Origin of the sequence: Enterobacter sp. HMSC16D10 (assembly GCF_001807145.1) — a bacterium.
Lineage (GTDB): Bacteria > Pseudomonadota > Gammaproteobacteria > Enterobacterales > Enterobacteriaceae > Enterobacter > Enterobacter roggenkampii.
Genome location: NZ_KV787888.1, coordinates 1 through 11774, shown reverse-complemented (window position 1 = coordinate 11774; position 11774 = coordinate 1). Strand labels below are relative to the sequence as shown.

Sequence of the window (11774 nt, the reverse complement as noted above, 5' to 3'; positions counted from 1 at the left end):
AGTTCGTCTATGTGGCGGCAGCGGCCGGCACTCGCGCCGCGATCAACATGACCGGCGGTGACGCGGCCCTGAACCTGACCGCGATGCCGGCCGTGGTGTTCACCGACCCGCAAGTGGCGACCGTAGGCTACAGCGAGGCGGAAGCGCACCATGACGGCATCAAAACTGATAGTCGCACGCTAACGCTGGACAACGTGCCGCGCGCGCTCGCCAACTTCGACACGCGCGGCTTCATCAAACTGGTGGTTGAAGAAGGCAGCGGACGACTGATCGGCGTGCAGGCAGTGGCCCCGGAAGCGGGCGAACTGATCCAGACGGCCGCACTGGCGATTCGCAACCGGATGACGGTGCAGGAACTGGCCGACCAGTTGTTCCCCTACCTGACGATGGTCGAAGGGTTGAAGCTCGCGGCGCAGACCTTCAACAAGGATGTGAAGCAGCTTTCCTGCTGCGCCGGGTGAGGACAAGGAGGTGTGCGATGAGCGCCTACACGGTATCGCAACTGGCCCATAACGTTGGGGTGAGCGTACATATCGTGCGCGACTACCTGGTGCGCGGCTTGTTACGGCCGGTGGCCTGCACCACGGGCGGCTACGGCGTGTTCGACGATGCGGCCTTGCAACGGCTGTGCTTCGTGCGCGCGGCCTTCGAGGCGGGTATCGGCCTGGATGCCCTGGCGCGGCTGTGCCGTGCGCTCGACGCAGCGGACGGCGCACAAGCCGCAGCGCAGCTTGCCGTGCTGCGCCAGTTGGTCGAGCGGCGGCGCGCGGCGTTGGCCCATCTGGACGCGCAACTGGCCTCCATGCCAGCCGAGCGGGCGCACGAGGAGGCATTGCCGTGAACGCCCCTGACAAACTGCCGCCCGAGACGCGCCAACCCGTTTCCGGCTACCTGTGGGGTGCGCTGGCCGTGTTGACCTGCCCCTGCCATCTGCCGATTCTCGCCGCCGTGCTGGCCGGGACGACCGCCGGTGCCTTCCTTGGCGAGCATTGGGGTGTTGCCGCGCTCGCGCTGACCGGCTTGTTCGTTCTGGCCGTAACGCGGCTGCTGCGCGCCTTCCGGGGCGGATCATGACGAGTTCGCAGCCCGCCGGATGGACGGCGGCCGAGTTGGCGCAGGCGGCGGCGCGCGGACAGCTTGACCTGCATTACCAGCCGCTGGTCGATCTGCGCGATCACCGGATCGCTGGCGCGGAAGCGTTGATGCGCTGGCGGCATCCGAGGCTTGGCCTGTTGCCGCCCGGCCAGTTCCTGCCGCTGGCCGAGTCGTTCGGCCTGATGCCGGAAATAGGCGCGTGGGTGCTGGGCGAGGCCTGTCGCCAGATGCACAAGTGGCAAGGACCGGCATGGCAACCGTTCCGTCTTGCCATCAATGTGTCCGCCAGCCAGGTTGGGCCAACGTTCGACGACGAGGTAAAGCGGGTGCTGGCCGATATGGCCCTGCCCGCCGAGCTTCTGGAGATCGAACTGACCGAATCGGTCGCATTCGGCAATCCAGCCCTGTTCGCCAGTTTCGACGCCTTGCGCGCCATCGGCGTGCGCTTCGCCGCCGACGACTTCGGCACCGGCTATTCCTGCCTGCAACATCTGAAATGCTGCCCCATCACCACATTGAAAATCGACCAATCCTTTGTCGCCAGGCTCCCGGATGATGCCCGTGACCAAACTATCGTGCGGGCGGTGATCCAGCTCGCGCACGGGCTGGGCATGGATGTCATTTTCAGAAGACGACTGCACCAGTTGATTGGGCGTAATGGCTGTTGTGCAGCCAGCTCCTGACAGTTCAATATCAGAAGTGATCTGCACCAATCTCGACTATGCTCAATACTCGTGTGCACCAAAGCGAGGTGAGCATGGCGACGGACACCCCACGGATTCCAGAACAAGGCGTGGCCACTCTGCCTGATGAGGCTTGGGAGCGTGCGCGCCGTCGTGCGGAGATCATCAGTCCGTTGGCGCAGTCGGAGACGGTCGGGCACGAAGCGGCCGATATGGCGGCTCAGGCGCTGGGCTTGTCTCGGCGCCAGGTATACGTTCTGATCCGGCGTGCCCGGCAAGGCAGCGGCCTCGTGACGGATCTGGTGCCCGGCCAGTCCGGTGGAGGTAAAGGTAAGGGGCGCTTGCCGGAACCGGTCGAGCGCGTCATCCACGAGCTACTGCAAAAGCGGTTCCTGACCAAGCAGAAGCGCAGCCTAGCGGCCTTTCACCGCGAAGTCACTCAGGTGTGCAAGGCTCAAAAACTGCGAGTGCCGGCGCGCAATACCGTGGCCTTACGGATCGCTAGCCTTGACCCGCGCAAGGTCATCCGCCGGCGGGAAGGCCAGGATGCCGCTCGTGACCTACAAGGTGTGGGCGGCGAGCCTCCTGCCGTGACCGCGCCGCTGGAGCAGGTGCAGATAGACCATACGGTCATCGACCTGATCGTGGTCGATGACCGCGACCGGCAACCTATTGGCCGCCCGTACCTGACCCTCGCCATCGACGTGTTCACCCGCTGCGTGCTCGGCATGGTCGTCACGCTGGAAGCGCCGTCTGCCGTTTCGGTTGGCCTGTGCCTCGTGCATGTCGCCTGCGACAAGCGCCCTTGGCTGGAAGGACTGAACGTGGAAATGGATTGGCAGATGAGCGGCAAGCCCTTGCTGCTCTACCTAGACAACGCGGCCGAGTTCAAGAGCGAGGCCCTGCGCCGGGGTTGCGAGCAGCATGGCATCCGGCTGGACTATCGCCCGCTGGGACAGCCGCACTATGGCGGCATCGTGGAACGGATCATCGGCACGGCGATGCAGATGATTCACGACGAACTGCCGGGAACGACCTTCTCCAACCCTGACCAGCGCGGCGACTACGATTCCGAAAACAAGGCCGCCCTGACGCTGCGCGAGCTAGAGCGCTGGCTCACATTGGCGGTCGGCACCTACCACGGTTCGGTGCACAACGGCCTGCTCCAACCGCCGGCCGCGCGCTGGGCCGAGGCCGTGGCGCGTGTCGGCGTACCGGCCGTCGTCACACGCGCTACTTCGTTCCTGGTCGATTTTCTGCCGATCCTCCGGCGCACGCTGACCCGCACCGGCTTTGTCATCGACCACATCCACTACTACGCCGATGCGCTCAAGCCGTGGATTGCGCGGCGTGAACGCTGGCCGTCCTTTCTGATCCGGCGCGATCCGCGCGACATCAGCCGTATCTGGGTCCTGGAACCGGAGGGACAGCATTACCTGGAAATTCCCTACCGTACCTTGTCGCATCCGGCTGTCACCCTCTGGGAACAACGGCAGGCGCTGGCGAAACTGCGGCAGCAAGGGCGCGAACAGGTGGATGAGTCGGCGCTGTTCCGCATGATCGGCCAGATGCGTGAGATTGTGACCAGCGCGCAGAAGGCCACACGCAAGGCGCGGCGTGACGCGGATCGCCGCCAGCACCTCAAGACATCAGCTCGGCCGGACAAGCCCGTTCCGCCGGATACGGATATTGCCGACCCGCAGGCAGACAACTTGCCACCCGCCAAACCGTTCGACCAGATTGAGGAGTGGTAGCCGTGGACGAATATCCCATCATCGACCTGTCCCACCTGCTGCCGGCGGCCCAGGGCTTGGCCCGTCTTCCGGCGGACGAGCGCATCCAGCGCCTTCGCGCCGACCGCTGGATCGGCTATCCGCGCGCAGTCGAGGCGCTGAACCGGCTGGAAGCCCTTTATGCGTGGCCAAACAAGCAACGCATGCCCAACCTGCTGCTGGTTGGCCCGACCAACAATGGCAAGTCGATGATCGTCGAGAAGTTCCGCCGCACCCACCCGGCCAGCTCCGACGCCGACCAGGAGCACATCCCGGTGTTGGTCGTGCAGATGCCGTCCGAGCCGTCCGTGATCCGCTTCTACGTCGCGCTGCTCGCCGCGATGGGCGCGCCGCTGCGCCCACGCCCACGGTTGCCGGAAATGGAGCAACTGGCTCTGGCACTGCTGCGCAAGGTCGGCGTGCGCATGCTGGTGATCGACGAGCTGCACAACGTGCTGGCCGGCAACAGCGTCAACCGCCGGGAATTCCTCAACCTGCTGCGCTTCCTCGGCAACGAACTGCGCATCCCGTTGGTTGGGGTAGGCACGCGCGACGCCTACCTAGCCATCCGCTCCGATGACCAGTTGGAAAATCGCTTCGAGCCGATGATGCTGCCGGTATGGGAGGCCAACGACGATTGCTGCTCACTGCTGGCCAGCTTCGCCGCTTCGCTCCCGCTGCGCCGGCCTTCCCCAATTGCCACGCTGGACATGGCTCGCTACCTGCTCACACGCAGCGAGGGCACCATAGGGGAACTGGCGCACTTGCTGATGGCGGCGGCCATCGTCGCCGTGGAGAGCGGCGAGGAAGCGATCAACCATCGCACACTCAGCATGGCCTGTCGACAACCTCTCGCGCAACCAAGACATCGCGGTCGGACTGCAAGTGATCTTGAAGCCACGGGCCCGTCCCACCCCGACATGGACCTCGATGCCCGAACGGACGTTAGATTTCGAGTTCTAGGCGTTCTGCGATGAAGGTTGGATCCCAGCCGGGATTGAAAGTGTCGACGTGGGTGAATCCGAGCCGCTCGTATAGGCCACGCAGGTTCGGGTGGCAGTCGAGCCGCAGCTTGGCGCACCCTGCGTTCGCGCGGCATGGCGGCAAGCCTCGATCAGCGCGGAGCTGACACCCCGGCCCGCATGTGTCCGTCGCACCGCGAGCTTGTGCAGATATGCGGCCTCCCCCTTGAGGGCGTCGGGCCAGAACTCGGGATCCTCGGCCGACAAGGTGCAACAGCCGACGATGCCGTCGCTGCAACTCGCGACTAGGAGCTCGGATCTCAGGACGAAGGTCTCCGCGAATGTCCGGTCGATCCGCGCGACGTCCCAGGCGGGCGTTCCCTTGGCGGACATCCACGCCGCAGCGTCGTGCATCAGCCGCACAACCTCGTCGATATCACCCGAGCAGGCGACCCGAACGTTCGGAGGCTCCTCGCTGTCCATTCGCTCCCCTGGCGCGGTATGAACCGCCGCCTCATAGTGCAGTTTGATCCTGACGAGCCCAGCATGTCTGCGCCCACCTTCGCGGAACCTGACCAGGGTCCGCTAGCGGGCGGCCGGAAGGTGAATGCTAGGCATGATCTAACCCTCGGTCTCTGGCGTCGCGACTGCGAAATTTCGCGAGGGTTTCCGAGAAGGTGATTGCGCTTCGCAGATCTCCAGGCGCGTGGGTGCGGACGTAGTCAGCGCCATTGCCGATCGCGTGAAGTTCCGCCGCAAGGCTCGCTGGACCCAGATCCTTTACAGGAAGGCCAACGGTGGCGCCCAAGAAGGATTTCCGCGACACCGAGACCAATAGCGGAAGCCCCAACGCCGACTTCAGCTTTTGAAGGTTCGACAGCACGTGCAGCGATGTTTCCGGTGCGGGGCTCAAGAAAAATCCCATCCCCGGATCGAGGATGAGCCGGTCGGCAGCGACCCCGCTCCGTCGCAAGGCGGAAACCCGCGCCTCGAAGAACCGCACAATCTCGTCGAGCGCGTCTTCGGGTCGAAGGTGACCGGTGCGGGTGGCGATGCCATCCCGCTGCGCTGAGTGCATAACCACCAGCCTGCAGTCCGCCTCAGCAATATCGGGATAGAGCGCAGGGTCAGGAAATCCTTGGATATCGTTCAGGTAGCCCACGCCGCGCTTGAGCGCATAGCGCTGGGTTTCCGGTTGGAAGCTGTCGATTGAAACACGGTGCATCTGATCGGACAGGGCGTCTAAGAGCGGCGCAATACGTCTGATCTCATCGGCCGGCGATACAGGCCTCGCGTCCGGATGGCTGGCGGCCGGTCCGACATCCACGACGTCTGATCCGACTCGCAGCATTTCGATCGCCGCGGTGACAGCGCCGGCGGGGTCTAGCCGCCGGCTCTCATCGAAGAAGGAGTCCTCGGTGAGATTCAGAATGCCGAACACCGTCACCATGGCGTCGGCCTCCGCAGCGACTTCCACGATGGGGATCGGGCGAGCAAAAAGGCAGCAATTATGAGCCCCATACCTACAAAGCCCCACGCATCAAGCTTTTGCCCATGAAGCAACCAGGCAATGGCTGTAATTATGACGACGCCGAGTCCCGACCAGACTGCATAAGCAACACCGACAGGGATGGATTTCAGAACCAGAGAAAGAAAATAAAATGCGATGCCATAACCGATTATGACAACGGCGGAAGGGGCAAGCTTAGTAAAGCCCTCGCTAGATTTTAATGCGGATGTTGCGATTACTTCGCCAACTATTGCGATAACAAGAAAAAGCCAGCCTTTCATGATATATCTCCCAATTTGTGTAGGGCTTATTATGCACGCTTAAAAATAATAAAAGCAGACTTGACCTGATAGTTTGGCTGTGAGCAATTATGTGCTTAGTGCATCTAACATACGCTTCACCCGCAACCCGAGCCTGGCGCGCAATCTGCCACAAGGATTAAACTAGCAGATTGCGTGACAGGCCGGGTTGTCGAGGGGAAAGCGATTGTTAGGCTGTCATTTTTACCCTAATCATTTATCTTCTTCCACATCCAAATATCTGGCTTCCTTTTTCCATTTGCATCGGGTATTACTCCGACAATGGAATACCCACATTTTTGATAGAATTCGTACGGATGATTTTTTATGTTTTTAATAGTCCTTATCTCATCAAGAATATTTTCGCCGTAAAGATCAACAGCTGATAATGAAGTTTTAAAGTATTCATCGTCAGTTCCCAATACTATTCCAATTATTCCAATTTGCTTTGCTTTTTTTTCTAATTCATTTATTAAAAGTCTTCCAATACCTTTATTCTGATATTGAGTACTTATTACCAAGGGATGTAATTCCCATGTTAATTTGTACATGGGCCTAAGGCCAATCCATCCAAGCAATTTTTCATTTTCATGTATTCCAAGACATATGTTTGGCTTCTCAATGCATTCTTCAACTTCTTTAGTAGCACTTTTCATGTCAGGCCAGGAATTATTACCGATATCTAGGAATGATTTCGTTAAGATTCTAGCCGCCAGAATAATATATTCGTTTGATTCACCTATTTCGCAGAACTCATACGCCATTCAAAGTCTCCGAGTAGCCATAAAGTCTTCCGCGCGAAGCGCGTCAGCCTAACGCCTGAATTAAGCCGCGCCGCGAAGCGGCGTCGGCTTGGACGAATTGTTAGGCCGCATATCGCGACCTGAAAGCGGCACGCAAGACCTCAACCTTTTCCGCCCCGAGTGAGGTGCATGCGAGCCTGTAGGACTCTATGTGCTTTGTAGGCCAGTCCACTGGTGGTACTTCATCGGCATAGTAAAAGTAATCCCAGATGATCGCCTCCCAGCTGTTACAACGGACTGGCCGCCCGGCGATGACGCCCTCAGCCGCCTCTGGGCACGAGCCCTGCGGAGCCTCCGCGATTTCATACGCTTCGTCTGCCCACCAAGCAGGTTCGCAGTCAAGTAACTCATCCCCGATCTCCGCTAAGAATCCATAGTCCAACTCCTCCATGACGCGCCCGCCGAGCATTTCAACTATTGCCTCGAGCTCGCCGCGCCTCTCGCCGGGAAACGTCAGATCAATATCATCGTGCTTGCGTGTTACACGCCCTAGCCGTGCATCGATCGCCCAGCCCCCACCGATCCAGAGCGGCAGATTTCGCTCATCTGCCGCAGCTAGAATTTTGTGTATCAATGTGACCTGCGTTGTGTCCATGCGGCCTAACTTTGTTTTAGGGCGACTGCCCTGCTGCGTAACATCGTTGCTGCTCCATAACATCAAACATCGACCCACGGCGTAACGCGCTTGCTGCTTGGATGCCCGAGGCATAGACTGTACAAAAAAACAGTCATAACAAGCCATGAAAACCGCCACTGCGCCGTTACCACCGCTGCGTTCGGTCAAGGTTCTGGACCAGTTGCGTGAGCGCATACGCTACTTGCATTACAGCTTACCAACCGAACAGGCTTATGTCCACTGGGTTCGTGCCTTCATCCGTTTCCACGGTGTGCGTCACCCGGCAACCTTGGGCAGCAGCGAAGTCGAGGCATTTCTGTCCTGGCTGGCGAACGAGCGCAAGGTTTCGGTCTCCACGCATCGTCAGGCATTGGCGGCCTTGCTGTTCTTCTACGGCAAGGTGCTGTGCACGGATCTGCCCTGGCTTCAGGAGATCGGAAGACCTCGGCCGTCGCGGCGCTTGCCGGTGGTGCTGACCCCGGATGAAGTGGTTCGCATCCTCGGTTTTCTGGAAGGCGAGCATCGTTTGTTCGCCCAGCTTCTGTATGGAACGGGCATGCGGATCAGTGAGGGTTTGCAACTGCGGGTCAAGGATCTGGATTTCGATCACGGCACGATCATCGTGCGGGAGGGCAAGGGCTCCAAGGATCGGGCCTTGATGTTACCCGAGAGCTTGGCACCCAGCCTGCGCGAGCAGCTGTCGCGTGCACGGGCATGGTGGCTGAAGGACCAGGCCGAGGGCCGCAGCGGCGTTGCGCTTCCCGACGCCCTTGAGCGGAAGTATCCGCGCGCCGGGCATTCCTGGCCGTGGTTCTGGGTTTTTGCGCAGCACACGCATTCGACCGATCCACGGAGCGGTGTCGTGCGTCGCCATCACATGTATGACCAGACCTTTCAGCGCGCCTTCAAACGTGCCGTAGAACAAGCAGGCATCACGAAGCCCGCCACACCGCACACCCTCCGCCACTCGTTCGCGACGGCCTTGCTCCGCAGCGGTTACGACATTCGAACCGTGCAGGATCTGCTCGGCCATTCCGACGTCTCTACGACGATGATTTACACGCATGTGCTGAAAGTTGGCGGTGCCGGAGTGCGCTCACCGCTTGATGCGCTGCCGCCCCTCACTAGTGAGAGGTAGGGCAGCGCAAGTCAATCCTGGCGGATTCACTACCCCTGCGCGAAGGCCATCGGTGCCGCATCGAACGGCCGGTTGCGGAAAGTCCTCCCTGCGTCCGCTGATGGCCGGCAGCAGCCCGTCGTTGCCTGATGGATCCAACCCCTCCGCTGCTATAGTGCAGTCGGCTTCTGACGTTCAGTGCAGCCGTCTTCTGAAAACGACATCAGAATAGAGTTAAATTTCCTATTGATTGACATATTCCGTCAAAGGTAATAGATTTCATCCTGACACTTTTGCCTTTGGAGGCATCTTGCAAGGTCAACGCATCGGCTATGTCCGCGTCAGCAGCTTCGACCAGAACCCGGAACGGCAATTGGAGGGTGTTCAGGTGGCGCGGGTGTTCACCGACAAGGCTTCTGGCAAGGACCCCCAGCGTCCCGAGCTGGAAAGGCTGCTGGCCTTCGTCCGCGAGGGCGACACCGTGGTGGTGCATAGCATGGACAGGCTGGCACGCAACCTTGATGACCTGCGCCGCATCGTCCAAGGGCTGACACAACGGGGCGTGCGCATGGAGTTCGTCAAAGAAGGGCTGAAGTTCACCGGCGAGGACTCACCGATGGCCAATCTGATGCTGTCGGTCATGGGAGCCTTCGCTGAGTTCGAGCGCGCCCTGATCCGCGAACGTCAGCGCGAGGGAATCGTGCTGGCCAAGCAGCGCGGTGCCTACCGGGGACGAAAGAAATCGCTGAACAGCGAACAAATTGCCGAGTTGAAACGGCGAGTTGCGGCAGGCGACCAAAAAACCTTGGTGGCCCGTGACTTCGGCATCAGCCGCGAAACCTTGTACCAGTACCTGCGGGAAGACTGACCATGCCACGCCGCTCAATCCTGTCCGCCACCGAGCGCGAAAGCCTGCTGGCACTGCCAGATGCCAAAGACGAACTGATACGGCACTACACGTTCAACGAAACCGACCTGTCGGTGATCCGTCAGCGTCGCGGCGCCGCGAATCGATTGGGCTTCGCTGTGCAGCTTTGCTACTTGCGATTCCCTGGCACCTTTTTGGGCGTCGATGAGCCTCCGTTTCCGCCCCTGTTGCGCATGGTGGCCGCGCAACTCAAGATGCCAGTGGAAAGTTGGAGCGAGTACGGCCAGCGCGAACAGACACGGCGGGAGCACTTGGTCGAGCTGCAAACGGTTTTTGGGTTCAAGCCCTTCACCATGAGCCACTATCGGCAAGCCGTGCATACATTGACCGAGCTGGCCTTGCAGACCGACAAAGGCATCGTGCTGGCGAGCGCACTTGTCGAGAATCTGCGGCGGCAGAGCATTATCCTGCCCGCCATGAATGCCATCGAGCGCGCAAGCGCCGAGGCCATCACCCGTGCCAACCGACGCATTTACGCGGCGCTGACCGATTCTTTGTTATCACCCCACCGTCAGCGCCTGGACGAACTTCTCAAGCGCAAGGACGGCAGTAAAGTGACGTGGCTGGCATGGCTGCGCCAGTCGCCTGCCAAACCGAACTCTCGCCACATGCTCGAACATATTGAGCGCCTGAAATCCTGGCAAGCACTTGATCTGCCCGCAGGCATCGAGCGGCAGGTTCACCAGAACCGCCTGCTCAAAATCGCTCGTGAAGGTGGCCAGATGACGCCTGCTGATCTGGCAAAGTTCGAGGTGCAACGACGCTATGCCACGCTGGTAGCGCTGGCCATCGAAGGCATGGCCACCGTCACCGATGAAATCATCGACCTTCACGATCGCATCATCGGCAAGCTGTTCAACGCGGCCAAGAACAAGCATCAGCAGCAGTTCCAGGCTTCCGGCAAGGCGATCAACGACAAGGTGCGGATGTATGGGCGCATCGGTCAAGCGTTGATTGAGGCCAAGCAAAGCGGCAGCGATCCGTTCGCCGCCATCGAGGCCGTTATGCCCTGGGACACCTTCGCCGCCAGCGTCACCGAAGCGCAAACATTGGCGCGGCCTGCCGACTTTGATTTCCTGCACCACATCGGTGAAAGCTATGCCACGCTACGCCGCTACGCGCCGCAGTTCCTGGGCGTGCTCAAATTGCGGGCTGCGCCCGCCGCCAAGGGTGTGCTCGATGCCATCGACATGCTGCGCGGCATGAACAGCGACAGCGCGCGCAAGGTGCCCGCCGATGCGCCAACCGCATTCATCAAGCCGCGCTGGGCAAAGCTGGTTCTGACCGACGACGGCATCGACCGGCGTTACTACGAGTTATGCGCCCTGTCGGAGCTGAAGAACGCGCTGCGCTCCGGTGATGTCTGGGTGCAGGGTTCTCGCCAGTTCAAGGACTTCGACGAATACCTGGTGCCGGTCGAGAAGTTCGCCACTTTGAAGCTGGCCAGCGAATTGCCGCTGGCAGTGGCCACCGACTGCGACCAATACCTGCATGACCGGTTGGAATTGTTGGAGGCGCAACTCGCCACAGTCAACCGCATGGCTGCGGCCAACGACTTACCGGATGCCATCATCACCACCGCGTCAGGCCTGAAGATCACGCCGCTGGACGCGGCAGTACCAGACGCCGCGCAAGCCATGATCGACCAGACAGCTATGCTGCTGCCGCACCTCAAAATCACCGAGTTGCTGATGGAGGTCGATGAATGGACGGGCTTCACCCGCCACTTCACACACCTGAAGACCAGCGACACGGCCAAGGACAAAACCTTGCTGTTGACGACGATCCTGGCCGACGCGATCAACCTGGGTCTGACCAAAATGGCCGAGTCCTGCCCTGGCACCACCTACGCCAAGCTGTCCTGGCTGCAAGCCTGGCACATCCGCGATGAAACCTATTCGACGGCGCTGGCCGAGCTGGTGAATGCGCAGTTTCGGCAACCCTTCGCCGGCAACTGGGGTGACGGCACCACGTCATCGTCGGACGGCC

At 60.5% G+C, this 11774-nt stretch carries 12 protein-coding genes and 2 pseudogenes; 9 read left to right on the top strand and 5 right to left on the bottom strand.

What is annotated here, in order from left to right:
• The 6 genes and pseudogenes from HMPREF3143_RS14950 to HMPREF3143_RS14925 form a co-directional block, all read left to right on the top strand.
• Positions 1–461, top strand: a pseudogene (locus HMPREF3143_RS14950) (mercuric reductase); the annotation flags it as partial.
• 17 nt (positions 462–478) lie between these two features.
• Complete coding sequence (merD, locus tag HMPREF3143_RS14945) at positions 479–841, top strand: mercury resistance co-regulator MerD (RefSeq protein WP_001277457.1); 363 nt, start codon at positions 479–481, stop codon at positions 839–841.
• Positions 838–1074 (top strand): broad-spectrum mercury transporter MerE, encoded by a 237-nt coding sequence (gene merE / locus HMPREF3143_RS14940; RefSeq protein ID WP_000993386.1) that lies wholly within the window; start codon positions 838–840, stop codon positions 1072–1074. The genes merD and merE overlap by 4 nt, the downstream gene beginning before the upstream one ends.
• A pseudogene (locus HMPREF3143_RS14935) lies at positions 1071–1718 on the top strand (EAL domain-containing protein); the annotation flags it as partial. The gene merE and the pseudogene HMPREF3143_RS14935, both read left to right, overlap by 4 nt.
• Before the next feature lie 134 nt (positions 1719–1852).
• The gene (locus tag HMPREF3143_RS14930) at positions 1853–3532 is read left to right on the top strand and encodes a Mu transposase C-terminal domain-containing protein (protein WP_000179844.1); all 1680 of its coding nucleotides are present in this window, start codon (positions 1853–1855) and stop codon (positions 3530–3532) included.
• 2 nt (positions 3533–3534) lie between these two features.
• The gene (locus tag HMPREF3143_RS14925) at positions 3535–4527 is read left to right on the top strand and encodes a TniB family NTP-binding protein (RefSeq protein WP_001381192.1); all 993 of its coding nucleotides are present in this window, start codon (positions 3535–3537) and stop codon (positions 4525–4527) included.
• Here HMPREF3143_RS14925 and HMPREF3143_RS14920 read toward each other — a convergent pair.
• The 5 genes from HMPREF3143_RS14920 to aadB form a co-directional block, all read right to left on the bottom strand.
• Complete coding sequence (locus HMPREF3143_RS14920) at positions 4510–4995, bottom strand: GNAT family N-acetyltransferase (RefSeq protein ID WP_311101303.1); 486 nt, start codon at positions 4993–4995, stop codon at positions 4510–4512. The two genes, HMPREF3143_RS14925 and HMPREF3143_RS14920, sit on opposite strands and share 18 nt — an antisense overlap.
• 127 nt (positions 4996–5122) lie before the next feature.
• A complete protein-coding gene (gene sul1, locus HMPREF3143_RS14915; RefSeq protein WP_000259031.1) occupies positions 5123–5962 on the bottom strand; it encodes a sulfonamide-resistant dihydropteroate synthase Sul1 in 840 nt (279 codons plus the stop codon).
• On the bottom strand, positions 5956–6303 hold the full coding sequence (locus tag HMPREF3143_RS14910; RefSeq protein ID WP_000679427.1) for a quaternary ammonium compound efflux SMR transporter QacE delta 1: 348 nt from the start codon (positions 6301–6303) through the stop codon (positions 5956–5958). Before HMPREF3143_RS14910 ends, sul1 begins: the two co-directional genes overlap by 7 nt.
• Positions 6304–6530: 227 nt before the next feature.
• Complete coding sequence (locus HMPREF3143_RS14905) at positions 6531–7085, bottom strand: aminoglycoside 6'-N-acetyltransferase AAC(6')-33 (RefSeq protein WP_015059044.1); 555 nt, start codon at positions 7083–7085, stop codon at positions 6531–6533.
• Between the two features lie 100 nt (positions 7086–7185).
• Positions 7186–7719, bottom strand: a complete 534-nt coding sequence (gene aadB / locus HMPREF3143_RS14900) for an aminoglycoside nucleotidyltransferase ANT(2'')-Ia (protein ID WP_000381802.1) — start codon at positions 7717–7719, stop codon at positions 7186–7188.
• Positions 7720–7864: 145 nt separating this feature from the next.
• On the opposite strand from aadB, the gene intI1 reads away from it, so the two are divergent.
• The 3 genes from intI1 to HMPREF3143_RS14885 form a co-directional block, all read left to right on the top strand.
• The gene (intI1, locus tag HMPREF3143_RS14895) at positions 7865–8878 is read left to right on the top strand and encodes a class 1 integron integrase IntI1 (RefSeq protein ID WP_000845039.1); all 1014 of its coding nucleotides are present in this window, start codon (positions 7865–7867) and stop codon (positions 8876–8878) included.
• 289 nt (positions 8879–9167) lie between these two features.
• The gene (locus tag HMPREF3143_RS14890) at positions 9168–9725 is read left to right on the top strand and encodes a recombinase family protein (RefSeq protein ID WP_070533511.1); all 558 of its coding nucleotides are present in this window, start codon (positions 9168–9170) and stop codon (positions 9723–9725) included.
• Positions 9726–9727: 2 nt separating this feature from the next.
• Positions 9728–11774: Tn3 family transposase (locus tag HMPREF3143_RS14885; protein ID WP_070533510.1), on the top strand; the 2047-nt coding region annotated here is incomplete at its 3' end.

Excerpts from the sequence above, each read along its gene's own strand:
- merD (WP_001277457.1), top strand. The coding sequence starts at position 479 with ATGAGCGCCTACACGGTATCGCAACTGGCCCATAACGTTGGGGTGAGC.
- HMPREF3143_RS14930 (WP_000179844.1), top strand. The coding sequence starts at position 1,853 with ATGGCGACGGACACCCCACGGATTCCAGAACAAGGCGTGGCCACTCTG.
- HMPREF3143_RS14920 (WP_311101303.1), bottom strand. The coding sequence starts at position 4,995 with ATGGACAGCGAGGAGCCTCCGAACGTTCGGGTCGCCTGCTCGGGTGAT.
- sul1 (WP_000259031.1), bottom strand. The coding sequence starts at position 5,962 with ATGGTGACGGTGTTCGGCATTCTGAATCTCACCGAGGACTCCTTCTTC.
- HMPREF3143_RS14910 (WP_000679427.1), bottom strand. The coding sequence starts at position 6,303 with ATGAAAGGCTGGCTTTTTCTTGTTATCGCAATAGTTGGCGAAGTAATC.
- HMPREF3143_RS14905 (WP_015059044.1), bottom strand. The coding sequence starts at position 7,085 with ATGGCGTATGAGTTCTGCGAAATAGGTGAATCAAACGAATATATTATT.
- aadB (WP_000381802.1), bottom strand. The coding sequence starts at position 7,719 with ATGGACACAACGCAGGTCACATTGATACACAAAATTCTAGCTGCGGCA.
- intI1 (WP_000845039.1), top strand. The coding sequence starts at position 7,865 with ATGAAAACCGCCACTGCGCCGTTACCACCGCTGCGTTCGGTCAAGGTT.